Genomic DNA, 24,445 nt, shown 5'->3' on the forward strand with positions numbered 1-24,445 from the left:
GACTCAGGCCTTGCGCAGCCAGTAGGTGTAGGTGCCGGCCTCGGCCGTTTCCCGCAGCAGGGTATGACCTGCCAGTTGGGCGAAAGTGCGGAAGTCGCGCTGCGAGCCGGCGTCCGTGGCGATCACCTTGAGCACCGCGCCGCTGGCCAGGCGGTTGAGCTCCATCTTGGCCTTCAACAGCGGCAACGGGCAATTCAGCCCGCTGGCGTCCAGTTCGGCGTCACAGGTCAGGGTGTCACTCATCGCGGGCTCTCCAAAAGCATTGCCGGGCTGCAGCTTGATCGGGCCGGCTAGGATAGCGCCACTGGTCGCCAACGTGTGAGCCCGCTACAGTAGGTATCTTTGACCGACGCGAGCTTCATGCATGAATCTACTGCGCCCTACCCTGCTGACGCTGGCCTGCCTGTTGGCCCTTCCCGGCCATGCTGACGACCTGCCATCACTGGGCGACGCCAGTTCCGCGATCGTCTCGCCGCAACAGGAGCACCAGCTCGGCCGTGCCTGGCTGAGCCTGCTGCGCGGCCAGGTCAACCAGCTCAACGACCCGCAGCTGAAGGACTACGTCGAAACCAGCGTCTATCGCCTGGCCGAAACCAGCCAGCTGCAGGACCGCCGCCTGGAGTTCATCCTCATCGACAGCCGCGAGCTCAACGCCTTTGCCGCCCCGGGCGGCATCGTCGGGGTCAACGGCGGGCTGTTCCTCAACGCCCAGACCGAAGGCGAGTACGCCTCGGTACTGGCCCACGAACTGGCGCACTTGTCACAGCGCCACTTCGCCCGTGGCGTCGAGGCCCAGCAGCGCATGCAGCTGCCGATGATGGCGGCGCTGCTGGCCGGTATCGTGCTGGCGGCCGGCGGCGCTGGCGATGCCGGTATCGGCATGATCGCCGGCACCCAGGCGGCCGCGATCCAGGAACAACGGCGTTTTTCGCGGCAAAATGAACAGGAAGCCGACCGCATCGGCATCCAGAACCTGGAAAAGGCCGGCTACGACCCACGCAACATGCCGACCATGTTCGAACGCCTGGCCCGGCAATACCGCTACGACGCCAAGCCGCCGGAATTTCTGCTGACTCACCCGGTAACCGAATCGCGTATCTCCGACACCCGCAACCGTGCCGAACAGGCGCCCAAGGGCGGCGTCGAAGACAGCATGCGCTACCAGCTGGTCCGGGCCCGGGTGGCGCTGACCTACGAAGGCACCCCGGGGCTGGCGGCCAAACGCTTCCGCGCCCAACTCGACGAAGACCCCAAGCTCGACGCTGCGCGTTATGGCCTGGCCCTGGCGCAAATCAAGGGAGGCCAGTTGAACGAGGCGCGGGAGCTGCTCAAACCGCTGTTGGCCAAAGCGCCCAACGACATCACCTACAACCTGGCGCAGATCGACCTGGACATCACCAACAACCGCCTGGCCGACGCGCAGCAGCGCGCCGAGCGCATGCAGGGGCTGTACCCGGGCAACTACCCGCTGAAACAGGTGCGTGCCGACTTGCTGGTGAAGCAGAACAAGCCCGCCGAGGCAGAGAAGGTGTTGAACGAGCTGGTGAAGAGCCGGCCGGATGACCCGGACGTGTGGTACGACATGGCCGAAGTGCGGGGCCTCTCGGGCAACACCATCGGCTTGCACCGGGCGCGGGCGGAATACTTCACCCTGGTGGGGGACTTTGACCAGGCGATCCAGCAGCTGGATTACGCCAAGCGCCGGTCGGGCGGCAACTTCCCGCTGGCCGCGCAGATTGACCAGCGCCAGCGCGAGATCATGGAACAGCAGCGTATGGTTCAGGAAATGATGGGGCGTTGAGGATGTTGGGGGCGCTTTGCGCCCCTATCGCGACGCAAGGCCGCTCCCACATGGTCCTGCGTACGCCGATCATTGTGGGAGCGGCCTTGCGTCGCGATTGGGCCGCAAAGCGGCCCCAGCCATCTCAAGCGTTACCGGACAACTTCAGGCGCGCCGCCTGGGTAAAGTCCAGCATGCGGTTCAGCGGCTTGATCGCCTTCGGCACCAGCGCCGGGTCGACAAAAATCTCGTTAGTGCCATTACGCAGGCAATCCAGCACCCGCTCCAGGGTGTTCATCGCCATCCACGGGCAGTGCGCGCAGCTGCGGCATGCCGCGCCGTTACCGGCGGTGGGCGCTTCGACGAACTCCTTGTCCGGGCACAGCTGCTGCATCTTGTAGAAGATGCCGCGGTCGGTGGCGACGATGAAGGTCTTGTTCGGCAGGGTCTGGGCAGCCTTGATCAGCTGGCTGGTAGAACCCACTGCGTCGGCCAGTTCGATCACCGCCTCTGGCGATTCGGGGTGGACCAGGATCGCCGCATCCGGGTACAACGCCTTCATGTCGGCCAGCTGGCGCGACTTGAACTCTTCGTGAACGATGCAGGCACCGTCCCACAGCAGCATGTCGGCACCGGTCTGCTTCTGGATGTAACGGCCCAGATGCTGGTCCGGCCCCCAGATGATGGTCTCGCCGTTGTCCATCAGGCTTTCGACGATTTCCAGCGCGCAACTCGAGGTGACCACCCAGTCGGCCCGGGCCTTCACTGCCGCAGAAGTGTTGGCGTAGACCACCACGGTGCGTTCCGGGTGCTGGTCGCAGAAGGCCGAGAACTCTTCCACCGGGCAGCCCAGGTCGAGCGAGCAGGTGGCCTCCAGGGTTGGCATCAGCACGCGCTTTTCCGGGGTGAGAATTTTTGCGGTCTCGCCCATGAAACGCACACCGGCAACGATCACGGTTTCGGCCGGGTGGTTCTTGCCGAAGCGGGCCATTTCCAGCGAGTCGGAGACGCAGCCGCCGGTTTCTTCGGCCAGCGCCTGGATGACCGGGTCGCAGTAATAGTGCGCTACCAGCACGGCGTTCTGGGCTTTGAGCTCGGCAGCGATGGCCGCACGGTATTCGGCCTCCTGCTCGGCTGTCAGCGGGTTGGGCTGCTTGGCGTCGAGGTGGGCCTGAACCAACAGGCGTTCGGAAATCTGGGTCATGATCGCTGGACCTGCAGGCGCGCGCGCGCATCAAATCGAGTGTATCACCCGGCCCTGACAGATCGGCTAAGGGCGCCGGACGGCTCGCAGGCCGCCACGGCCCTCTGCGGGCGCGGATTATTATCGGAGGCCGAAGGCTACAGATAATCCGGCGATTTCTAAAGTGGTTTTTGTGTTGCCTGTGACGGCCCTTTCGCGGGTGAACCCGCTCCCACAGGTTATCTACCACCCGTGAGAACAGTGCCGCCCATGTGGGAGCGGGTTTACCCGCGAAAAGGCCAGTACAGGAGAGCGATCAACCCTGCGGCGACAGCGCCCCCAGGTGCGAGGCCATGAGCATGGCGAACTCTTCCACGGTCATTTTCTGGCCGTTGAAATCGACCATGCCGTCGGCGTAGTGCAGGCTGCTCACCACATCGGTACCCTGCACAGTGGCCATACCGCTTTGCAGCGCCATCATGCCGGCCATTTCCCCGGCCTGGCTCGACTGCATGGCAATCGCCTGGGCGTCGGTCTGGCCATCCAGCAGCGCCTGCAAGGTCGCCAGGTCACCGATCATCGGCTTGGACAGCGACAGCTTGCCCTTCACCTCGGTGATCAGTTGCTTGCCGAGCTGGTCAGGCGGCAGGTCGAAGCTGGCCGGGGCGGCGAAGCCCATCGACAGGTCGAAGCGGCTTTCGCCATTGGCAGTCTTGAACGACAGGTTTTCCACCGCCACCCTGGGCTTGGCAGCCAGCAGTTTCTGCAGGTCGGCGTGGAAGCGGGCCTTCTCGGCTTCGTCCATCTGGATTTCCGGTACCGGCTGGCCGGCTGCCGCTGCGGCTTCGAACTCCGGCAGGTGCGCCTGGTACCAGGTCGACAACGCCTGCAACGCCGGCGCGCTGAGCGACGTGATGCTCACCGCCATCTGCGCCTTGCCCACCGCGCGACCATCCCAGCTGATATCACCTACCTTGTACTCCACGCGGCCACCCACGGTATCCGGGCCGTCGAGGGTCTGCTGGACGTTCTGCTCCAGCCCCTTCAACAGCAGCACCTGCTGCCTCGGCCCCAGCGTGACCTTGGTTTCAGCCAGCGCCAGGTCGACATTGCCCACATACACGGCCTCGTGCGCGGTGGCCGCCAGCTGGCCGGCGACTTTCAAGCCGTTGAGCTCGAAGGTGGCAGGCGGCTGGTCTTCGCTGACCAGCTTCATCACCAAACGCTCGGCCTGGCCGCTGAAGGTCGAGGCCTTGCCTTGGCGGTCACCACTGACCTGCAATTGCATGCCCGAAAAGTCGAGGCTGTTGCCATCGGCCTGGTTGAATTTGACCGGCGCCAGCCGAATCTGGCTGTCCACGCTGCCGTCATAGCCCAGGCTGCTCTGGGCACTGACCGGGGCCTGCTCGCCCGCTGCGGCGAACCACGGCGCGCTGGCGTCGTCCTTCTGCAAGGTGCTGTTGCTGACCGCCATGACCGGCATCAGCTTCAGTGCCTTGACCCGCGACCAGGGGAACGGGCCGTGCTCGATCTGGTCGGTAACGCCGACGTCAAAGTTCAGCACTTCGCCTTCGCCCAGGTTGATGTCGCGGGCCTTGAGCCGGTACTGGGCAGTGCTGCTGAAGAAGCGCTGCTCCAGCGATACCCGCTCGATGCTCATGCTGCCACCGGTGCCCAGCAGGGCCTTCTGGAGTTCGGCGTTGCTGCGCACGAGGGCGTTGTCCAGCTCCGCAGGCAGCTGCTTGCCGGTGTACCAGGCACCAGCGGTGGTTGCGACGGCAATGGCGATCGCCAGGCCGGAAAGGATGCCAACTGATTTCTTCATGAATGGAACCGATGCTGTCCGTAAGGGGCTTTGTGGCGGCCAAGGGCCACGCGGAGCGCCAAGAGTATCACCGCCAGCCCAGCCTGACGCTGGCCGAGGCCCGGAAAAACGAATTTTCGGAAAGGGCTGATACCGCCCTTCCGAACAGTGAGATTCGTTAATTTTTACGAACACCAAAATTGATCATAAACGCAAAAAACCGCGCAAAAACCGAACAAATCTTCGCGAATATCGATAAATGTTTCAGCTTAGTAACATCTTGTCATGTTTAACTTGACACCAACCTACCTATCGTTTTTTATTTTCACCACTTTGCGCGCCCCACCGCGCACCCCCGCCGCTCCGACATAAAAAGGTGAACAACATGGAGCCCACCCGCTCGCCCTTGCCGCATGCGCAATACCCCGTGCCCGCCGTTTACGCCCAGCCGCAGGAGCCATGCCAGCATGCAGCCTGACCACAGCGCTTCCGGCCACGGCCAACTGCGCAAGACCCTGCGCCTCTGGCACGTGATCATCATCGGCCTGGCCTACCTGACCCCGATGACCGTGTTCGACACCTTCGGCATCGTCTCCGGGATTACCGCCGGCCATGTCCCCAGTGCCTACATCCTGGCGCTGACCGGGATCCTGTTCACGGCGGTGAGCTATGGCACCCTGGTCAAGCGCTTCCCGCAATCGGGATCGGCCTATACCTACACCCAACGGGCGATCAACCCGCACGTGGGCTTCCTGGTGGGCTGGTCGTCGCTGCTGGACTACCTGCTGTTGCCAATGGTCAACGCGCTGCTGGCCAAGCTGTACCTCTCGGCCATGTTCCCGGAAGTACCGGAGTGGATATGGGTCGCCGGCTTCGTCACCCTGATCAGCCTGATCAACATGCGCAGCGTGAACCTGGTGGCACACTTCAACCTGTTGTTCGTGGGCGTCCAGGTGGCGATCATCGCGGTGTTCATCTACCTGTGCCTGCGCGGTCTGGACCAGGGTGAAGGGCTGGGTACCGCCTGGAGCCTGCTGCCGTTCGCCGACAGCCAGACCCAGTTCAGCGCGCTGGCGGCCGGCGCGACCATCCTGTGCTTCTCGTTCCTCGGTTTCGACGCGGTCACCTGCCTGTCCGAAGAAACCCACAACCCGGGCAAGACCATCCCACGGGCGATCTTCCTCACCGCATTGATCGGCGGCGTGGTGTTCATCACCGTGTCGTACTTCATTCAGGCCTACTTCCCGACCATGGCGCGCTTCCATGACCACGAAGCGGCGCTGCCGGAAATCGCCCTGTACGTCGGCGGCAAGCTGTTCCAGTCGATCTTCATCGCCTGCACCGTGATCAACACCATCGCCTCCGGCCTGGCTTCGCAGACCAGCGTGTCGCGCCTGCTGTACGTGATGGGCCGCGACAACGTGCTGCCGGCCAGCCTGTTCGCCCGCCTGCACTCACGCTACAAGACGCCGGTGCTGAACATCGCCGTGGTGGGGCTGATCTCGCTGTCGGCGATCTTCTTCGACCTGGTCACCGCCACCTCGATCATCAACTTCGGTGCGCTGGTCGCGTTCAGTTTCGTCAACCTGTCGGTGATCAACCACTGCTACCTGCGCGAAGGCAGGCGGCAAGGCCTGGCCAACCAGCTAAAGTACCTGGTACTGCCGACCATCGGCTTCTGCATCATCGTCTCGCTATGGCTGGACCTGAACGCGCATTCGCTGTTGTTCGGTGGCGTCTGGGCAGTGCTCGGCCTGCTCTACCTGGCCTGGCTGACCAAGGCTTTCAGGAACGCGCCGCCCAACTACGTCGCTGAATGACCCATGCTGCCGACCACGCCCGCGCCTACGCGGGCGTTGCATTTGATCGAAAAGGAACGCCCTCATGCCGCTGCGCCGCCTCTCCATCCAGTGGAAGATCACCCTCCTCGCCGGCCTGTGCCTGCTGGCCATCGTCGCCCTGCTGGTCACCACCTCGCTGGCCCAGGCGCGGCGCAGCGCGGCACTGGTCAACCAGGCCAACACCGAAATGCTCGACAGCAGCGCGCGCCTGCGCCTGCAGGCCCATGCCGAAACCCAGGCGCTGCGCATCCAGCGCTACTTCATGGACGCCTACCAGTACGGCAATGGTTTCGCTCGCCTGGTGCAGGTGCTCAAAGCCCGTGGTGGCAGCGACCTGCGCGCCGAGCTGACCCGCCAGGCCCGCGCCAGCCTGGCCGGCAACCCGGACGTGATCGGCCTGTACCTGGTGTTCCAGCCCAACGCCCTGGACGCAGACAGCCAGTACCGCGGCCAGGATGCCCTGGGTAGCAACGAAAGCGGGCGCTTCTCGCTGTACTGGTCGCGCCCCGAGCCCGCTACGCTCGAGCTCGAAGCCATGCCGGAGTCGATGCTCGGCGATGCCAGCATCGGCAGCAACGGCGCGGCGAAGAACCGCTGGCTGACCTGCCCTCAGGACACCGCCAGAACCTGTATCCTCGAGCCGTACCTCGACGAGGTGAATGGCCGCGAAGTGCTGATGACCAGCATCGCCCTGCCGCTGATGGAAGACGGCAAGGTCGTGGGCGTGGTCGGCCTCGACATCAGCCTGGCCAACCTGCAGCAATTGAGCCTGGACGGTCGCCGCGAAGTGTTCGATGGCCATGGCCAGGTCAGCATCGCCAGCGCAGCCGGCCTGCTGGCCGGCAACAGCCGCGATGCCAGCGCGCTCGGCAAGCCAATGGACAAGGCGGTAGCCGACGGCCTGCTGCGTGTGGCCCACCCGTTCACGCCAATCCCCGACGCCGCGCCGTGGCAGGTGTTGCTGGAATTGCCAGAAAGCGTGTTGCAGGCACCTGCCGTCGCCCTCAACCAGCGCCTGGACGCACACAACCACAGCGCCAACCTCACCAGCCTGCTGATCGGCCTGGCCGCTGCAGTGGTCGGCCTGCTGCTGGTGTGGCTGACCGCGCGCGGCGTGACCCGGCCGATCCTGGCCGTGGCGGCGCGCCTGGAAGACATCGCCAGCGGCGAAGGCGACCTCACCCGCCGCCTGGACTACGCCCGCCAGGACGAACTGGGCCAGCTCACCGGCTGGTTCAACCGCTTTCTCGACAAGCTGCAGCCGGTCATCGCCCAGGTCAAAGGCTCATTGCAGGAGGCCCGCAGTACCGCCGATCAGTCGGCTGCCATCGCCAGCCAGACCAGTGATGGCATGCAGCAGCAGCACCGGGAAATCGAGCAGGTCGCCACTGCGGCCAACGAAATGAGCGCCACCGCCCTGGATGTCGCGCACAACGCCGCGCAGGCGGCCCAGGCGGCACGCGCCGCCGACCAGGCCAGCCGCGAGGGCCTGCAACTGGTCGACAGCACCCGCCAGGGTATCGACCGCCTGGCGGCCGGCATGAACACCGCCATGGACGAGGCGCGCGCCCTGGAAGACCGCAGCGGGCAGATCGGCTCGGTACTGGAGGTGATCCGCACCATTGCCGAGCAGACCAACCTGCTGGCGCTCAATGCCGCCATCGAGGCTGCCCGCGCCGGCGAGGCCGGGCGTGGCTTTGCCGTGGTCGCCGATGAAGTGCGCGGCCTGGCCCAGCGCACCCAGGTGTCGGTGGAAGAAATTCGCCAGGTCATCGAAGGCCTGCAGCAAGGCACTCAGGATGTGGTGGGGGCGATGCACGAAGGGCAGCGCCAGGCCCAGGACAGCGCCACCCGGATGGTCCAGGCACTGCCAGCGCTGCAGCGTATCGGCGAGGCGGTGGCGGTGATCAGCGACATGAACCTGCAAATTGCCTCGGCGGCCGAAGAGCAGAGCGCGGTGGCCGAGGAAGTGAACCGCAACGTGGCCGGCATCCGCGATGTGACCGAATCGCTGGCCGGCCAGGCCGACGAATCGGCGCGCATCAGCCAGGCCTTGAACCGGCTGGCCAACCAGCAACAGGCGCTGATGGAGCAGTTCCGCGTCTAGCCTGTTAAGGCCTTTTCGCGGGTAAACCCGCTCCCACAAGGTCCGACGCTGCTTTCAAGGTCAGAGCATAACCCTGTGGGAGCGGGTTTACCCGCGAACAGGCCAGCACATACAACACAGCAGCAGGGCTATTTACCGAGCACATCTCATGCAAACCGCAACCCGATCCACCTTCTTCGACATCACCAGCGAACAAGGCCTGCTACGCACCTCGATCGCCGTCACCCTGTTCATCGCCACCATCGGCATCGCCTTCGGCCTGGCCTCCGGTTCATTCTCGATCGTTTTCGACGGCGTCTATTCGCTGGTCGATGCCAGCATGAGCGGGCTGTCGCTGGTGGTGGTCAAGCTGATTACCTCGCACACCACCAGCGTGCAGATGTCGCGCAAGCTACGCGAGCGCTTCACCATGGGCTTCTGGCACCTGGAGCCGATGGTGCTGGCGCTCAACGGCATCCTGCTCAGCGGCGTGGCCATCTATGCGCTGATCAACGCCGTCAGCAGCCTGCTGCAAGGCGGCCGCCATCTGGAGTTCGGCATTGCCATGGTCTACGCCCTGCTGACGGTGGTCGCCTGCGTGACCATCGCCCTGGTCGAAGCCCGCGCCAACCGCAAGCTATGCTCGGACTTCGTACGCATGGACGTCAAGGGCTGGGTGATGTCGGCCAGTATCACCGCCGCCTTGCTGATCGCCTTCTGCTTTGGCTACGCGGTACAGGGCACGTCGCTGGAATGGCTATCGCCGTATATCGACCCGGCGGTACTGGCGCTGGTCTGCCTGGTGATCATCCCGCTGCCGCTGTCTGTGGTGCGCCAGGCGCTGTCGGAAATTTTCCTGGTGACGCCCGGCGACCTCAAGCTGCATGTGGATGAAGTGGCCAAGGCCTTCGTCGCCCGCCACGGGCTGCAGTCGTACCGCGCCTATGTGGCCAAGGTCGGCCGCTCGCGAGAGATCGAACTGTACTTCATCGTGCCCAAGGCCATGGCCGCGAAGACCATCGATGAATGGGATGCCTGGCGCAACGAGATCGGTGATGCCGTGGGTGGCGAAGGGCCGGACCGTTGGCTGACGGTAGTGTTTACCGGGGACCCGGAATGGGCAGAATGACCCTGATCGCAACGCACTGCAGATCATGAGCAAGGCGATTTGCTATGATCGGGCAAAATTTGGCGGAGCCTGACGCATGCTTAACCCCCTGAAAATCCTGAAAGAAAATCGCTACAAGAGAGTGATCAGAAAATCAGGTGGCAAGCTCGCAGGCGGCACCGATACGTTCAGCAAGGCCGCGGAAGCCCGCATCGAGGCCCCGGTCCAGCTCGGCCATATTCGTATCGAGTCGAGGCAGGTGAGCATCGGTGCCCATACCTACATACGCAGTGATAGCACGCTGTCGCTGGTCGCCTCGATCGGCCGCTTCTGCTCGATCGGTTCCGGCTGCACCCTTGGCCAGGAAAAGAACACGCACCCGTCAGCCTGGGTCAGCAGCCATCCGTTCCAGTATGAAAACAATCGGCTTGCCTACGCGCCGGCAGTGACCCATGCCAACATCGGCCACGATGTCTGGATCGGTGCTGAAGCCACGGTGCTCGAAGGCGTGACGGTCGGCACAGGCGCGATCATCGCCACACGCGCGCTGGTGACACGCGACGTTCCGCCTTATGCGATCGTAGGCGGCAACCCGGCCCGGATCATCCGCTTTCGCCACCCGGACGAGCTGATCGCGCGGCTGTTGGCCAGCAAATGGTGGGAGCTGGAAATCGACACGCTCAAGGCACTGCCACTCGACAACCCGTCGCAGTTTCTGCAGGCCATCGAAACCCTCGAGCGCAAACCTGCGGCCAGCTACAAGACCCTGCGCCTGAATAAACGCAGCGCAACCGAACTGTAAAGTTGAGCGCCAGACGAAAAAGCCCGCGACCGTTGCCGGTAGCGGGCTTTGACGTACTGCATATGGTGGGTCGTGTAGGATTCGAACCTACGACCAATTGGTTAAAAGCCAACTGCTCTACCAACTGAGCTAACGACCCGTTGGATGGCGCGTATAATACTGATTTCTAACGGGAAATCAACACCCCATCACAGATTTTTCAAAAATACCGGGTCGGGTCATCCACGCCCGCCGCCTTGAAACCGTCGGCACGCAGGCGGCAGCTGTCGCATTTGCCGCAGGCGCGGCCGTCATCGTCGGCCTGGTAGCAGGAAACGGTCAGGCTGTAATCCACGCCACGGGCCAGGCCGGCCTGCACGATCTGCGCCTTGCTCATGTTCTGCAGCGGCGCCTGGATGCGGAAGCCCTGCCCTTCGACACCGGCCTTGGTCGCCAGGTTGGCCATGCGCTCGAAGGCCTCGACGAACTCGGGGCGGCAATCGGGGTAGCCGGAATAATCCACGGCGTTGACGCCAATGAAGATGTCGCGGGCTTCGAGCACTTCCGCCCAACCCAGAGCCAGCGACAGGAACACGGTGTTGCGCGCCGGCACGTAGGTGACCGGGATGCCTTCGCCCGGGGTTTCCGGCACATCGATGCTGCTGTCGGTCAACGCCGAGCCGCCGATGCCGTCCAGGTTCAGGCCGATGACCTTGTGTTCGACCACGCCCAGGTCGCGGGCAACCCGGGCAGCGGCGTTCAGTTCGGCGCGGTGGCGCTGGCCGTAATCAAAACTCATGGTGTAGCAGCTGTAGCCTTCGGCCTTGGCCATGGCGACCACGGTGGCCGAGTCCAGGCCACCGGACAACAGGATGACTGCGCGTTTTTCGCTCATGTGTGCTTGCTCCTCAATCAACGTCCGGGTTCGTCGTTCCACAGCAGCTTGTGCAGCTGCAGCTGGAAGCGCACGGGCAGGTTGTCGGCGACGATCCAGTCGGCCAGGTCGCTGGCGTTGACCTGGTGGTGGCTGGGCGAGAACAGCACCTCGCCGGCACGTTCGGCCAGGTTGTACTGAATCAGCTTGGAGACCGCCCAGTCGTAATCCTCGCGGGAACAGATGACGAACTTGACCTGGTCGTTGCGGGTCAGCTGCTCGATGTTCTCGTAGCGGTTACGGTGCGACTCTTTGGAGCCAGGGGTTTTCAGGTCGACCACGCGGCTGACGCGGGTGTCGGTGCCGGAAATGTCCAGTGCCCCGCTGGTTTCCAGCGAAACCTCGTAACCGGCGTCACACAGGCGCTGCAACAGCGGCAAGGCGTTGGGTTGGGCCAGCGGCTCGCCACCGGTGACGCAGACGTAGCGCGGCTTGAAGCCGGCAACCTGCTCAAGGATCGAGTCGAGGGTGCGCAGGGTGCCGCCAGTGAAGGCATAGGCACTGTCGCAGTACTGGCAACGCAGGGGGCAACCGGTGAGGCGCACGAATACCGTGGGCAGCCCAGCCGTTCGCGTTTCACCCTGCAAGGAGTAAAAGACTTCGGTGATGCGTAATGTGTCTTGCATGCTCGCCACGGGCGTGACAGCTAAACAGGCTGTCCGCCTCCGTCAGGCACTGTCGCGGACTCGACATGGCGTTATCCGCAACAGCGTGTTTACGAAAAAAGGGCAGTGATTCTAACGAAAAAACCCGCGACAAGCGCGGGTTTCTTTCAAACGATACGACCTAGAGCTTCTGCATGTCACGCTGGGCCAGTTGCGCGGCCGAGGTGCCGGGGTACTGGGTGATGACCTGCTGCAGGATGCCCTTGACCTTGTCGGTGTGGCCCATGCGGCGCTCGACGTCAGCCAGCTTGTACAGCGAATCCGGCACCTTGCTGTGCTTCGGGTACTTCTGGCTGACCTGGGCGAAGGCCTGGCTGGCAGCGGGCAGGTCGCCCTTGGCCAGGTTCACTTCACCCAGCCAGTACTGGGCGTTGCCGGCGTACTGGCTGTTGGGGTACTTGCGCAGGAAGGCGTTGAACGCCTGGCTGGCTTTGTCGAAGTCTTTCTGCTTGATCAGGTCGAAAGCGGCATCGTAGTAGAGCTTTTCTTTCGCCGGATCACCGGGCTCGCTACTGGCGGCCGGTTGTTGCGCAGCAGCACCTGCTGCTGCATCGGGGGCGGCACTGGATGCACCACCACCGGAGGAATTGTCAGGGGTCGCGGCAGGCGCGGCGCCACTGTTGATGCGACGGTCCAGGTCCTGGTAACGCTCCAGGTTTTCCTGCTTCATGCGCGACACATCGTTCTGCAGCTCTTCGATGATGCCTTGCTGGCGGGAAAGCTGATCCTGCATCTGTTGCAGCTGCATGAACAGCTGGCCCTGTGCAGAGGCAGGGGCCGAAGCCCCTGACCCGGCATAGGCGCCGCTCGTGCCATAACCCGCAGGCGGATAACTGCCTGCGTTGTCATCAACTACAGGAACCTCAGCCCAGGCCGCGAGCGGCAGGCTGAGTGCGAGGACGGTTACTACACGGCGGCCCATACGCATGAGAACTTACTTACGCAGTTCTACGCGACGGTTCTGAGCCCAGGACTGCTCGTCGTTGCCAGTGGCAACCGGACGCTCTTCACCGTAGGAAACCAGCTCCAGCTGAGCAGGGGAAACGCCCTGCAGAACCAGGTAGCGCTGAACGGCCTTGGCACGACGCTCACCCAGAGCCATGTTGTACTCGCGGGTGCCGCGCTCGTCGGTGTTGCCTTCCAGAACAACGCGGTTGCCGTTGGCTTTCAGGTCCTTGGCGTGAACGTCCAGAGCGCGCATGGCTTCTGGCTTCAGGTCCGAGCTGTCGTATTCGAAGTAGAAGGTGGTGATTGCGCGCAGGGCAGCTTCTTCGCTCAGAGAGCCGTCAACTGCGCCAGTGTTGGCACCGTAGCCAGCGTTCGGGTCTACAGCAGCGCCTTCGCCTGCGTTGTCACCGCCCTTCGAGGAGCAACCTACAGCTACGGCCATGGCCAGAGCCAGCGCAGCAAATTTACCAAACTTCAGCATTTCCATCGTGAAACTCCTAATGAAACCCCAGTGTGTTAAGCAAAAGTATTACGCCGCAATCAGTTCAGGTAAGGGGACCAGGACGGTTCTCTGACTTCGCCTTGAGCGGTAGGAAGTGGGAGCCTCACGCGTCCATTAAGCGACACGAGCATCAAGACTCCCCGGCCCTGCTGGCGGGTGGCGTAGATTAGCATGGTGCCGTTTGGCGCAACAGTGGGAGACTCATCAAGACTTGTTTCCGAGAGAATCTTTACACTTCCGCGTTGCAAATCCTGGGCCGCAACTTTGAAGTTGGTGAAGCCCTGCTGGCGATGGATCATCACCAGGGTCTTTTCGTCCGCCGACAGTTTCGGGTTGGCGTTGTAGTTGCCCACGAAGGTCACGCGCTCGGCACCACCGCCACCGACCGACTGCTTGTAGATCTGCGGCTTGCCGCCACGGTCGGAGGTGAAGTACAGGGTGTTGCCGTCCTTGCCCCAGAACGGTTCGGTGTTGATGCCCGGGCCAGCGGTAACCCGGCTGATCTGCCGCGAAGCCACGTTCATTACGTAGATGTCCGGGTTGCCGTCCTTCGACAGCACGAACGCCAGGCGGGTGCCGTCCGGCGACCAGGCTGGCGCGCCGTTCAGGCCTTCGAAGTTGGTGACCTGCTCGCGGCGGCCGGTATCGATGTGCTGGACGAAGATGCGCGGGCGCTTCTGCTCGAACGAGACATAGGCGATACGCTTGCCATCCGGCGCAAAGCGTGGCGACAGGATCGGTTCACGCGATTGCAGCAGGGTCACCGCACGCGCACCGTCGTAGTCCGAACGCTGCAGGGTGTAGCGGGTGTTGTTGGTGGAGAAGCGCTCGGCGGTCACGTACAGCATGCGGGTGGAGAACGCGCCCTTGATGCCGGTGAGCTTTTCGAACGACTGGTCGGAAATGTAGTGCGCCATGTCGCGCAGTTGGTCGACGCTGCCCGCCACGCTACCGGTCAGCACCTGCTGCTCGGTGGCGACGTTGAACAGTGCGTACTGCACCTGCAGGCGACCGCCCGACGGCACGATGCTGCCGACCATCACGTACTGCGCACCCAGCGCTTTCCAGTCACGGAAGATGACTTCGCTGGCCTGCGACGGCTGGCTGATCATGTTCTGCCGCGGAATCGGCGAGTAGTAGCCGGAGTTGCGCAGGTCGTTACCGATGATGTCGGCCATGTCTTCGGGCAGCACGCTGCCGCCCTGCAGACCAAACGGCACTACCGCGATGGGCGTGGCCCGGTCGCTGCCGCTGGTGACCAGGATGTTCTTTTCCTCTGCCACGGCCATGCCTGCCACGCAGCACAGCATGACCAGCAGTCCTCTCAGACGTTTAATCACAACGCTAGATCCTCAGGTGTAAATGTCATCTTGAACGAACGATATTGGTTGAAATCGCTCGGCTTCATACCCTGCATCTCGGTCAAACGACCAATGTTCTTCACCGCAGCCACCGCCGAACTGTCGTACGGGCCGTCACCACTGGACCGGGCCACGCTGACGTTGGTGATGGTACCGTCCGGCAACATGTTGATCTGCAGGACCACCGTCATGCCCTTGCGCGCGGAAGGCGGACGTGCCCAGCCCTCGGCCGCGCGCAAGCGAATCAGGTCGTCGAAGTCGCCGGCCACCTGGTCACCCTGCTCGTCGGCCAGCGCCTGCTGCCGTTCGGTGGTGTCGGACAACAGCTCGGCCAGGGCCTGGGCTTTCTTGTCTTCCGCCGCCTTGCGGGCCGCTTCCTGTGCCTTTTTCTTCTGGGCGTCTGCAGCGGCCTTTTTCTTGGCCTCTTCAGCTGCCTTCTTCTTCGCGTCCTCGGCCGCCGCTTTCTTCTTGGCGTCCTCGGCTGCTTTCTTCTTGGCCTCTTCGGCTGCCTTTTTCTTGGCATCCTCGGCGGCTTGTTTCTTCGCCTCTTCAGCGGCCTCTTTCTTGGCCTCTTCTTCGGCTTTCTTCTTTTCTTCCTCGGCCTTTTTCTTGGCGATGTCGGCCTGCTGCTTCTCGGCGGCCTTCTTCGCCTCTTCGGCCTTCTTGGCTTCGGCGGTTTTCTTCGCCTCGGCGGCCTTGGCGGCTTCGGCAGCAGCCTCGGCTTTCTTGGCCTCGGCAGCTTCGCGAGCCTCTTCGGCCTTTTGAGCGGCGTCGGCTTTCTTTTGTTCCGCGGCCTTCACGGCCTCCTGCTCGACCTTCTTCTGCTCCAGCTGCTCGACCTCGGTCTGGCGCGAAGCGGTTTTCTTCGCTTCCCCGGCAATCTTCTGATTGGTCTGGGTGGTCGCCTGGCTCTTGGACTTGAGCTGGTACAGGGTAGCCTGAACGATCGGCTTGGAGGGCGGCAGTTCAGGCGTCATGGCAAAACTGACGAACAGCAGGGCGAACACCAGCACATGCAGGCCGATGGCCCAGACACTGGGCCAGAAGTAGCTTTCCGAGGCGGATGGCTCTCGCTGTTGCATCAGGGCGCCTCGGTAATCAGGCCAACGTTACCGACACCGGCCTTCTGCAACCCGCCCATGGCACCCATGACCGCGCCATAGTCGACAGCCTTGTCGCCACGAATGAACACCTGGGTCTGCTTGCCCTGGTCACGGCCGGCGGCAATGATCTTGGTCACTGCGTCGGTCATGGCCGGCAAGGTCATGGCCTTGTCCATCTGTTTGTCGGTATCGACTTCGCTACCGAGGTTCCAGTAGTAGGTCTTGTCGGCCTTGATGGAAATGGTGAGGATCTGGACGTTGTTGTCCTGCGGCAAGGCTTCACTGGAAACCTTGGGCAGGTCGACCTTCACGCCCTGGTTGAGCATGGGCGCCGTCACCATGAAGATGACCAGCAGCACCAGCATCACGTCGATGTAGGGCACCACGTTCATCTCGGCGACGGGCTTGCGTTTGTGGCGAACTCGGGCCATGGGCTTCTACCTGATTACTCTTCGCTGGTGTGCACTTTGCGGTGCAGGATCGCCTGGAACTCGTCGGCGAAGGTGTAGTAACGGCCGATCAGCACTTCGCTGCGTGCCGAGAAGCGGTTGTAGGCGATGACCGCAGGGATTGCCGCGAACAGGCCGATGGCAGTGGCGATCAGCGCTTCGGCGATACCCGGGGCAACCGTGGCCAGGGTGGCCTGCTGGGCGCTGGCCAGGCCGCGGAAGGAGTTCATGATGCCCCAGACGGTACCGAACAGGCCGATGTATGGGCTGGTCGAACCGACGGTGGCGAGGAACGGCAGGCTCTGCTCGAGTTTTTCTTCCTCGCGGGAGATGGCCACGCGCATGGCGCGGGCGACACCTTCCATCACCGCGTCAGGGTCGACGCCCGGCTGCTGGCGCAGACGCGAGAATTCCTTGAAGCCGGCGCGAAACACCTGCTCGACCCCGGAATCCGGGTCTGGGTTGCTGCCTGCCTGACGGTACAGCTTGGACAGGTCGATGCCCGACCAGAAGCGCTCCTCGAAGGCATCCAGCGCACGACGACCGGCGCGCAGCATGGTGCTGCGCTGGAAGATCATGATCCATGAAGTGACCGAGGCGGCCACCAGGGTCAGCATTACCAGCTGTACCACCACGCTGGCATTGCTGACCAGACTCCACATGGAGGTATGGTCGACGACGTTAGCTTCCACGCTTATTCTCCTGCATTCGATTGAGTACCCGAGCCGTCCGCCGCAAAGGCGTGGCGCAGCTCCGGGGGTATGGCTCGGGGTTTGAAAGTGTCGGCACGCACGGCGGCCACCAGGAACTGCCCTTCGCAGAGCAGCGTTTCATCCTTTTCCCGCCAGACCTGCTGCACGAAACGCAGGCTGGCGCGATTGAGTTCAAGTACGTGTGCAGTAACCCGCAGCTCGTCGTCCAGACGCGCCGGCGCGTGGTAGCGCGCTTCGCTGGAATGGACCACGAACAACAGGTTTTCCCCGGCCAGCTGCGCCTGGGAAAAGCCCAGGTGCCGCAGCCGCTCGGTGCGCGCACGCTCCATGAATTTCAGGTAATTGACGTAATACACCACGCCACCGGCATCGGTATCTTCGTAATAGACGCGACAACGGTGTGCGAACGGTTCCAGGCCATTTTGCGCGCGCATACTCTAGTGCTTACTCCTCAGCTTGCCAATCCGCTGTGGCAACTGTTTTTTGTTCATTAATGTCTTATTGCCAGCGCACCCGAGGCATGCCAGCGGTAGGACCACGAAAAGCCGTTTTCGATCTGTCACTCATCGCCCGTATCGGAAAAGTCCCCACCCTCCCCCAGGCGCCCTGGCACGTTCAGGCCAAAGTGCAGATAGGCATGCCGGGTGACCACGCGGCCGCGCGGTGTGCGCATGATGTAGCCTTGCTGGATCAGGTACGGCTCGAGCACATCTTCGATGGTGTGTCGTTCCTCGCTGATGGCCGCAGCCAGGTTGTCGACGCCGACCGGGCCACCGTCGAACTTTTCGATCATGGTCAGCAGCAGGCGGCGGTCGGAGTGGTCGAAACCGCGCTCGTCGACGTCCAGCAGGTTGAGCGCCATGTCAGCCACCGCCTTGGTGATCTGGCCCTTGCCGCGCACTTCGGCGTAATCGCGCACGCGGCGCAGCAGGCGGTTGGCGATACGCGGCGTGCCGCGGGCGCGGCGGGCGATCTCGTAGGCGCCCTGGTCTTCGATGACCAGGCCGAGAATGCCGGCCGAACGGCTGACGATGGTGGCCAGGTCCTTGTCGCTGTAGAACTCCAGGCGCTGGACGATACCGAAGCGGTCACGCAGCGGGTTGGTGAGCATGCCGGCACGGGTGGTGGCGCCCACCAGGGTGAATGGCGGCAGGTCGAGCTTGATCGACCGGGCTGCCGGCCCTTCGCCGATCATGATGTCGAGCTGGAAGTCCTCCATCGCCGGGTACAGCACCTCTTCGACGACCGGCGACAGCCGGTGGATTTCGTCGATGAACAGCACGTCGTGCGGCTCGAGGTTGGTCAGCATGGCCGCCAGATCGCCCGGTCGCTCGAGGATCGGCCCCGAGGTGCTCTTGACCGACACGCCCATTTCGTGGGCGATGATGTTGGCCAGGGTGGTCTTGCCCAGGCCGGGCGGGCCGAAGATCAGCGTATGGTCGAGCGACTCGCTGCGGCCCCGGGCGGCCTGGATGAACAGCGCCATCTGTTCGCGCACCACTGGCTGGCCGATGTACTCGTCCAGGCGCAACGGGCGAATCGCCCGGTCCTGGACTTCTTCACGGTCGCGGCCACTGGCGGCGATCAGACGGTCGGCTTCGATCACTTGGTAATCATCCCTTTCAGGCTGCGGCGGATCAGTTCTTCACTGCTCAGGCCGGCCTTGTCCTTGATCGCGGCAATCGCCTTGCTGGCTTCCTGCGGCTTGTAGCCCAGCGAGACCAAAGCGCTGACCGCATCGGCTTCAGCCGTAGAGGTACTGCTGACAGGCAATGGGCCGTCAGACACCAGGGTGAACATGGCCGGCGAGGTTTCCCAGGCCTTGAAGCGGTCCTTGAGCTCGACCAGCAGGCGTTCGGCAGTCTTCTTGCCGACCCCGGGCACACGCACCAGGGCGGAGGTGTCCTGAGCCTGCACGCAGCGCACCAGCTCGTCCACTTCCAGCCCGGACATCAACGCCAGGGCCAGTTTCGGCCCCACGCCGTTAAGGCGAATGAGCTCGCGAAACAGCTCGCGCTCGCGCTTTTCGGCAAAGCCATAAAGCAGGTGAGCATCCTCGCGCACCACCAGGTGGGTGTGCACGGTAACCGGTTCGCCCACCTTGGGCAGACGGTACAGCGTGGTCATGGGAACTTCCAGTTCGTAACCCACGCCGTTGACGTCGATAATCAGGTGCGGCGGCTGTTTTTCCGCCAGGGTGCCGCGCAAACGTCCAATCACGTTCCGATCCTTCCTCTCGGGGAGCCGGTCAAAGACCGCTCAACCCTATCAGCAAATGCGCCGGGTGAATGCTTCCCCCGGACAAAATGTGTATCAGCGCATGAAGCGCCTACAGACGCAAGCGCCCGCCGCGTCGCCGCGCCGTGGCCAGGCCATGCGGCACCAGGCTGGAGCGGGTGTGGGCGTGGCACAGGGCGATGGCCAGGGCGTCGGAGGCGTCGATCTGCGGCTTCTGCGTCAGCTTCAACAGGTGCATGACCATCATCATCACCTGCTCCTTGTTGGCCCCGCCGGTGCCCGCCACGGCCTGCTTGACCTGGGTCGCGCTGTATTCGGCGATTTCCAGGCCGGCTTCGGCGGCGGCGACGATGGCCGCGCCACGGGCCTGGCCGAGCTTGAGCGCCGAGTCGGCGTTGCGGGCCATGAACACCCGCTCGATGCCCATGGTCACCGGGCCGTGCTGGCTGATGATTTCACTGACACCACGAAAAACGATCTGCAGCCGCTCGTGCAGCTCGCCGCTGCCGGTGCGGATGCAGCCCGACGCCACGTACTCGCAACCACGGGCGGTCTGGCGCACCACACCATAACCGGTGATGCGCGAGCCGGGGTCGATACCAAGAATCAGAGTCATAGCGCCTGTCGTACAAAGCTTATTTTTAACACCATTGGGGCCGCTGCGCGGCCCATCGCCGACAAGCCGGCTCCCACAGGTACAGTGCAAGACATGGGGGCTGCACTGTACCTGTGGGAGCCGGCTTGCCGGCGATGGGCTGCACAGCAGCCCCAAAAAGCTACTTACCCCGAATGCTCAGAACACCTTAGCCGAGGTTTTCCATGATCTCATCGGAAATCTGGGCATTGGAGTAGACGTTCTGCACATCATCCAGGTCTTCGAGCATGTCGATCAGCTTGAGTACCTTTTCGGCACCGTCCTGGTCGAGTTCGGCACTGGTGGTCGGCTGCATGACGATTTCCGCATCAGCGGCCTTGAAGCCCGCCTCTTCCAAAGCGTTACGCACGGCGTAGAAGCTGTTGAACGAGGTGAACACGTCGAACGAGCCGTCGTCGTTGGCCACCACATCGTCGGCATCGGCTTCCATCGCCGCTTCCATCAGCGCGTCCTCTTCCACGCCCGGGGCAAAGCTGATCTGGCCCTTGCGCTCGAACAGGTAGGCCACCGAACCATCGGTGCCCAGGTTGCCGCCACACTTGGTGAAGGCATGACGCACGGCGGCGGCGGTGCGGTTGCGGTTGTCGGTCATGGCCTCGACCATGATCGCCACGCCACCCGGGCCGTAACCTTCGTAGCTGAGTTCTTCGACGTTGTCGCTTTCGTTGGTGCCGGCACCACGGGCCACGGCGCGATCGATGATATCGCGGCTCATGTTGGCGCCCAGGGCCTTGTCCAGTGCCAGACGCAGGCGCGGGTTGGAGGCTGGGTCAGCACCACCCTGCTTGGCGGCGACCGTCAGTTCGCGGATCCACTTGGTGAAGATCTTGCCTCTCTTGGCATCCTGGCGCTCTTTGCGGTGCTTGATGTTCGCCCACTTGGAATGACCAGCCATAACGACTCCGAATCCTTTGAAACACAAACAGCCCCGCCCCTGTACGGGGCGGGACGGGAAATTGCCTGCGCCGGAACGCAAAGGCGCATCCATGTGGATGCGCCCGGGGACTGCTTACTCGACCTTGGTCTGTTCGCGCAGTCGGATGTGCAGCTCGCGCAGGGCCTTGGCATCGACCAGGCCAGGGGCCTGAGTCATCACGCACGCGGCGCTCTGGGTTTTCGGGAAGGCGATCACTTCACGAATCGACTGGGCGCCGGTCATCAGCATGACCAGGCGGTCCAGGCCGAAGGCCAGGCCACCGTGCGGCGGTGCACCGAACTTCAGCGCGTCGAGCAGGAAGCCGAACTTCTCTTCCTGTTCCTCGGCCTCGATGCCCAGCAGGCGGAACACGGCCTGCTGCATCTCTTTACGGTGAATACGGATCGAACCGCCACCCAGCTCGGTACCGTTCAGCACCATGTCGTAGGCACGCGACAGGGCCGTGGCCGGGTTGGCCTCGAGCTCTTCCGGGGTGCACTTCGGCGCGGTGAACGGGTGGTGCAGTGCAGTGAAGCTGCCGTCTTCGTTCTCTTCGAACATCGGGAAGTCGACGACCCACATCGGCGCCCACTCGCAGGTCAGCAGCTCGAAGTCGTGGCCCAGGCGGATACGCAGCGCGCCCAACGCTTCGCTGACCACCTTGAACTTGTCGGCACCGAAGAACACGATGTCGCCATCTACGGCGCCAACGCGGTCGAGGATGTTGTTGAGGTTGGCCTCAGGGATGTTCTTGACGATCGGCGACTGCAGGCCTTCGACGCCTTTGGCGCGCTCGTTGACCTTGATGTAAGCCAGGCCCTTGGCACCGTAGATGCCGACGAACTTGGTGTACTCGTCGATCTTGCTGCGCGGCATGCTGGCGCCGCCTGGCAGGCGCAGGGCGGTGACGCGGCACTTCGGATCGTTGGCCGGGCCGGCGAACACCTTGAAGTCGACGTCCTTCAGCTGGTCGGCAACATCGACCAGCTCCAGCGGGATACGCAGGTCCGGCTTGTCGGAGCCGTAGCGGCGCATGGCCTCTTCGAAGGTCATGTGCGGGAAATCACCGAACTCCAGGTCCAGCACTTCCTTGAACAGCTTGCGGATCATGCTTTCGGTCAGGCCCATGATCTCGCTTTCATCGAGGAAGCTGGTCTCGATGTCGATCTGGGTGAATTCCGGCTGACGGTCGGCACGCAGGTCTTCGTCACGGAAGCATTTGGCGATCTGGTAGTAGCGGTCGAAACCGGCGACCATCAGCAGCTGCTTGAACAGCTGTGGCGACTGCGGCAGGGCGAAGAAGCTACCGGCGTGGGTACGGCTAGGTACCAGGTAGTCACGCGCGCCTTCCGGGGTGGCACGGGTGAGGATCGGCGTTTCGACGTCGAGGAAGCCGTTTTCGTCGAGGAAGCGACGGATGCTGCTGGTGATGCGCGAACGCAGGCGCAGCTTGTCGGCCATTTCCGGGCGACGCAGGTCGATAAAACGGTAACGCAGGCGGGTTTCCTCGCCAACGTCGGAGTACTCGTTCAGCGGGAACGGCGGGGTTTCCGCTTCGTTGAGCACGTTCAGCTGGTAGCCGAGGATCTCGATGGCACCGGACGCCATGTTGGCGTTCACTGCACCTTCCGGGCGCTTGCGGACCTTGCCGGTGATCTGCACCACGTATTCGCTGCGCACGCGGTCGGCAGCGGCGAAGGTTTCGGCGCGATCCGGGTCGAACACGACCTGGGCCATGCCTTCGCGGTCACGGATGTCGAGGAAGATCACCCCGCCGTGGTCGCGGCGACGATGGACCCAGCCGCAAAGGGTGACTTCCTGGCCGTCCAGGCTCTCGTTCAGTTGGCCGCAATAATGGCTGCGCATCATGATGGTGGTTTCGCTTCTCGTGATTCGTGTATTCGGTGGAGGCCTTGGCCGCCCGGAGGGCTAATACTGCAAGACCCGGTCACAGCATTCAACTCAGTCGGCCTTGTCGCCGCCTGCCAGATTCTTTTTCGCCCCGGTCTTGAAGTCGGTTTCGTACCAACCGTTACCGCTCAGGCGGAAGCCTGGCACCGACAACAGCTTCTTCAGTGCCGGCGCCTGGCAGGCCGGGCAATCGGTCAGCGGCGCGGCGCTGATCTTCTGCAGCACTTCCATGCGGTGCTCGCAGGATGCACATTGATAGTCGTAAAGGGGCATGGGTGTCTCTCGTCAACCATAACGCTGGCTGCCGGGGCAGCAAAAAGCGGGATTATATATGGTTAGCAAGCACTGCGCAGCCCGCCAGGCGATCAGCGCGCACTTGGCGGGTCTTGCAGCCAGGCCACGCAGATGACCCGGATCAGCCCGCTGAAGTTGCGCACCCCGCCCTGACGCAGGTGGACTTCGCGGTCCACGTAGGACAGCACTGCACTGACCGAACAGCGATTGGCCGCGGCGATACGCTCGAGGATGCCCCAGTAGACGGCCTCCAGGCGCAGACAGGTAGAAAAGCCGTTGAGCCGCACCGAGCGCGATACCGGCTGAATCTGCAACATGTCGAAATCCGCCTTGAACGGGTCGATGCACTGTTTTCCAGGCCAGCCCCCCTGGCCAGCCACACGCTTGCTTGCTTGCATCATGCGCCACACTTCCTCGTCACAGGTACCAGGTGGCCTATGAAGCGCTGATGGGCGAGCTTAAAGCAGCGGCAAAATGTTCCTGCATAAAATGCACAATCCGGCCGGTTTTTCTTCCATGATCTCCAACGCCGGCGCCAGACCACTGTGGGAGCGGTTTTAGCCGCGAACACCGGCAAAGCCGGTGCCATGCACCGCGATGCCTCGTTCGCGGGTGAACCCGCTCCCACAGAGACAATAGTTCGTCTCAGGTAATCAATTGCCGTCGAGCAGCACCCGCAGCATCCAGGCGGTTTTCTCGTGCACCTGCATACGCTGGGTCAGCAGGTCGGCGGTCGGTTCGTCACTGACCTTGTCGACCACCGGGAAGATGCTGCGCGCGGTACGCACCACGGCCTCCTGGCCCTGCACCAGCTGGCGGATCATCTCGTCCGCAGGCGGCACGCCCTCCTCCTCCTTGATCGACGAGTGCCTGGCATAGAATGCGTACGACCCCGGCGCCGGGAAGCCCAGGGCGCGGATGCGCTCGGCGATAGAGTCGACCGCCAGTGCCAGTTCGTTGTACTGCTCTTCGAACATCAGGTGCAGGGTGCGGAACGACGGACCGGTGACGTTCCAGTGGAAGTTATGGGTTTTCAGATACAGCACATAGGTATCCGACAACAGACGGGACAGCCCATCGACGATGGACTTGCGATCTTCTTCACTGATACCGATATCGATTGCCATGAAGTTCCCCTTTCCATAAGGCTTGAGATCTCAAGCGGGCGCCGAC

The 24,445-nt window shown here is 63.1% G+C and carries 26 protein-coding genes and 1 tRNA gene; 6 read left to right on the forward strand and 21 right to left on the reverse strand.

Annotated features, from left to right (window positions below; genetic code table 11):
• Nucleotides 1-3: 3 nt before the first annotated feature.
• Nucleotides 4-243, reverse strand: a complete 240-nt coding sequence (locus C6A77_RS12220; RefSeq protein ID WP_008097503.1) for a sulfurtransferase TusA family protein — start codon at nt 241-243, stop codon at nt 4-6.
• Between the two features lie 121 nt (nt 244-364).
• Between C6A77_RS12220 and C6A77_RS12225 the strand changes: the two genes are divergently transcribed.
• Nucleotides 365-1,801, forward strand: a complete 1,437-nt coding sequence (locus tag C6A77_RS12225; RefSeq protein ID WP_114169701.1) for a M48 family metalloprotease — start codon at nt 365-367, stop codon at nt 1,799-1,801.
• Between the two features lie 124 nt (nt 1,802-1,925).
• Here C6A77_RS12225 and nadA read toward each other — a convergent pair whose 3' ends face one another.
• Both nadA and C6A77_RS12235 read right to left on the reverse strand, forming a co-directional pair.
• Nucleotides 1,926-2,984 carry a quinolinate synthase NadA gene (nadA, locus tag C6A77_RS12230; RefSeq protein ID WP_003254747.1) on the reverse strand — a complete coding sequence of 353 codons (1,059 nt, stop codon included), beginning with the start codon at nt 2,982-2,984 and terminating at the stop codon, nt 1,926-1,928.
• Nucleotides 2,985-3,279: 295 nt separating this feature from the next.
• Nucleotides 3,280-4,788 (reverse strand): YdgA family protein, encoded by a 1,509-nt coding sequence (locus C6A77_RS12235; RefSeq protein ID WP_114169702.1) that lies wholly within the window; start codon nt 4,786-4,788, stop codon nt 3,280-3,282.
• A gap of 2 nt (nt 4,789-4,790) precedes the next feature.
• Here C6A77_RS12235 and C6A77_RS25515 point away from each other — a divergent pair, with 2 nt between their 5' ends.
• The 5 genes from C6A77_RS25515 (at nt 4,791) to C6A77_RS12255 (ending at nt 10,604) form a co-directional block, all read left to right on the forward strand.
• Complete coding sequence (locus tag C6A77_RS25515) at nt 4,791-4,949, forward strand: hypothetical protein (protein ID WP_161959665.1); 159 nt, start codon at nt 4,791-4,793, stop codon at nt 4,947-4,949.
• A gap of 285 nt (nt 4,950-5,234) precedes the next feature.
• Nucleotides 5,235-6,587, forward strand: coding sequence for an APC family permease (locus C6A77_RS12240; protein ID WP_114169703.1), 1,353 nt, complete (start codon nt 5,235-5,237; stop codon nt 6,585-6,587).
• A 64-nt stretch (nt 6,588-6,651) separates the two neighbouring features.
• Nucleotides 6,652-8,715 (forward strand): methyl-accepting chemotaxis protein, encoded by a 2,064-nt coding sequence (locus C6A77_RS12245; RefSeq protein ID WP_114169704.1) that lies wholly within the window; start codon nt 6,652-6,654, stop codon nt 8,713-8,715.
• Nucleotides 8,716-8,863: 148 nt separating this feature from the next.
• Complete coding sequence (locus C6A77_RS12250) at nt 8,864-9,823, forward strand: cation transporter (RefSeq protein WP_114169705.1); 960 nt, start codon at nt 8,864-8,866, stop codon at nt 9,821-9,823.
• A gap of 76 nt (nt 9,824-9,899) precedes the next feature.
• Nucleotides 9,900-10,604, forward strand: a complete 705-nt coding sequence (locus C6A77_RS12255) for a CatB-related O-acetyltransferase (protein WP_241507416.1) — start codon at nt 9,900-9,902, stop codon at nt 10,602-10,604.
• A gap of 63 nt (nt 10,605-10,667) precedes the next feature.
• Here the strand turns inward: C6A77_RS12255 and C6A77_RS12260 are convergent.
• The 18 genes from C6A77_RS12260 to C6A77_RS12350 form a co-directional block, all read right to left on the reverse strand.
• A tRNA-Lys gene (locus tag C6A77_RS12260) sits at nt 10,668-10,743 on the reverse strand.
• A gap of 60 nt (nt 10,744-10,803) precedes the next feature.
• A complete protein-coding gene (gene queC / locus C6A77_RS12265) occupies nt 10,804-11,478 on the reverse strand; it encodes a 7-cyano-7-deazaguanine synthase QueC (protein ID WP_114169706.1) in 675 nt (224 codons plus the stop codon).
• A 17-nt stretch (nt 11,479-11,495) separates the two neighbouring features.
• Nucleotides 11,496-12,143 carry a 7-carboxy-7-deazaguanine synthase QueE gene (queE, locus tag C6A77_RS12270; RefSeq protein ID WP_114169707.1) on the reverse strand — a complete coding sequence of 216 codons (648 nt, stop codon included), beginning with the start codon at nt 12,141-12,143 and terminating at the stop codon, nt 11,496-11,498.
• A 160-nt stretch (nt 12,144-12,303) separates the two neighbouring features.
• Entirely contained in the window at nt 12,304-13,110 is an 807-nt protein-coding gene (ybgF, locus tag C6A77_RS12275) for a tol-pal system protein YbgF (protein WP_114169708.1), read from the reverse strand.
• A gap of 6 nt (nt 13,111-13,116) precedes the next feature.
• Complete coding sequence (gene pal / locus C6A77_RS12280) at nt 13,117-13,617, reverse strand: peptidoglycan-associated lipoprotein Pal (protein ID WP_003254755.1); 501 nt, start codon at nt 13,615-13,617, stop codon at nt 13,117-13,119.
• 53 nt (nt 13,618-13,670) lie between these two features.
• Nucleotides 13,671-14,942, reverse strand: a complete 1,272-nt coding sequence (tolB, locus tag C6A77_RS12285; protein WP_241507417.1) for a Tol-Pal system beta propeller repeat protein TolB — start codon at nt 14,940-14,942, stop codon at nt 13,671-13,673.
• A 26-nt stretch (nt 14,943-14,968) separates the two neighbouring features.
• Nucleotides 14,969-16,075: a cell envelope integrity protein TolA gene (tolA, locus tag C6A77_RS12290; protein ID WP_114169710.1), complete on the reverse strand. Its 1,107-nt coding sequence runs from the start codon at nt 16,073-16,075 to the stop codon at nt 14,969-14,971.
• Nucleotides 16,075-16,527: a protein TolR gene (gene tolR, locus C6A77_RS12295; protein ID WP_003254760.1), complete on the reverse strand. Its 453-nt coding sequence runs from the start codon at nt 16,525-16,527 to the stop codon at nt 16,075-16,077. Before tolR ends, tolA begins: the two co-directional genes overlap by 1 nt.
• Before the next feature lie 14 nt (nt 16,528-16,541).
• Complete coding sequence (tolQ, locus tag C6A77_RS12300) at nt 16,542-17,237, reverse strand: protein TolQ (protein WP_114169711.1); 696 nt, start codon at nt 17,235-17,237, stop codon at nt 16,542-16,544.
• Nucleotides 17,238-17,239: 2 nt separating this feature from the next.
• The gene (gene ybgC / locus C6A77_RS12305) at nt 17,240-17,692 is read right to left on the reverse strand and encodes a tol-pal system-associated acyl-CoA thioesterase (RefSeq protein ID WP_114169712.1); all 453 of its coding nucleotides are present in this window, start codon (nt 17,690-17,692) and stop codon (nt 17,240-17,242) included.
• A gap of 125 nt (nt 17,693-17,817) precedes the next feature.
• On the reverse strand, nt 17,818-18,864 hold the full coding sequence (gene ruvB, locus C6A77_RS12310; RefSeq protein WP_114169713.1) for a Holliday junction branch migration DNA helicase RuvB: 1,047 nt from the start codon (nt 18,862-18,864) through the stop codon (nt 17,818-17,820).
• A complete protein-coding gene (gene ruvA / locus C6A77_RS12315) occupies nt 18,861-19,478 on the reverse strand; it encodes a Holliday junction branch migration protein RuvA (RefSeq protein ID WP_114169714.1) in 618 nt (205 codons plus the stop codon). The genes ruvB and ruvA overlap by 4 nt, the downstream gene beginning before the upstream one ends.
• A gap of 109 nt (nt 19,479-19,587) precedes the next feature.
• Nucleotides 19,588-20,112, reverse strand: coding sequence for a crossover junction endodeoxyribonuclease RuvC (ruvC, locus tag C6A77_RS12320; RefSeq protein ID WP_085622805.1), 525 nt, complete (start codon nt 20,110-20,112; stop codon nt 19,588-19,590).
• Nucleotides 20,113-20,299: 187 nt separating this feature from the next.
• The gene (locus C6A77_RS12325; protein ID WP_013973810.1) at nt 20,300-21,046 is read right to left on the reverse strand and encodes a YebC/PmpR family DNA-binding transcriptional regulator; all 747 of its coding nucleotides are present in this window, start codon (nt 21,044-21,046) and stop codon (nt 20,300-20,302) included.
• 114 nt (nt 21,047-21,160) lie between these two features.
• Nucleotides 21,161-22,936, reverse strand: a complete 1,776-nt coding sequence (gene aspS / locus C6A77_RS12330) for an aspartate--tRNA ligase (RefSeq protein WP_114169715.1) — start codon at nt 22,934-22,936, stop codon at nt 21,161-21,163.
• A gap of 93 nt (nt 22,937-23,029) precedes the next feature.
• A complete protein-coding gene (locus tag C6A77_RS12335) occupies nt 23,030-23,251 on the reverse strand; it encodes a zinc ribbon domain-containing protein (protein WP_003254776.1) in 222 nt (73 codons plus the stop codon).
• A gap of 92 nt (nt 23,252-23,343) precedes the next feature.
• Nucleotides 23,344-23,673, reverse strand: coding sequence for a ribbon-helix-helix domain-containing protein (locus C6A77_RS12340; RefSeq protein WP_114169716.1), 330 nt, complete (start codon nt 23,671-23,673; stop codon nt 23,344-23,346).
• Between the two features lie 252 nt (nt 23,674-23,925).
• On the reverse strand, nt 23,926-24,399 hold the full coding sequence (locus C6A77_RS12350; protein WP_084854477.1) for a Dps family protein: 474 nt from the start codon (nt 24,397-24,399) through the stop codon (nt 23,926-23,928).
• Nucleotides 24,400-24,445 lie beyond the last annotated feature (46 nt).

It is taken from the genome of Pseudomonas sp. AFG_SD02_1510_Pfu_092, assembly GCF_003331055.1.
Lineage (GTDB): Bacteria > Pseudomonadota > Gammaproteobacteria > Pseudomonadales > Pseudomonadaceae > Aquipseudomonas.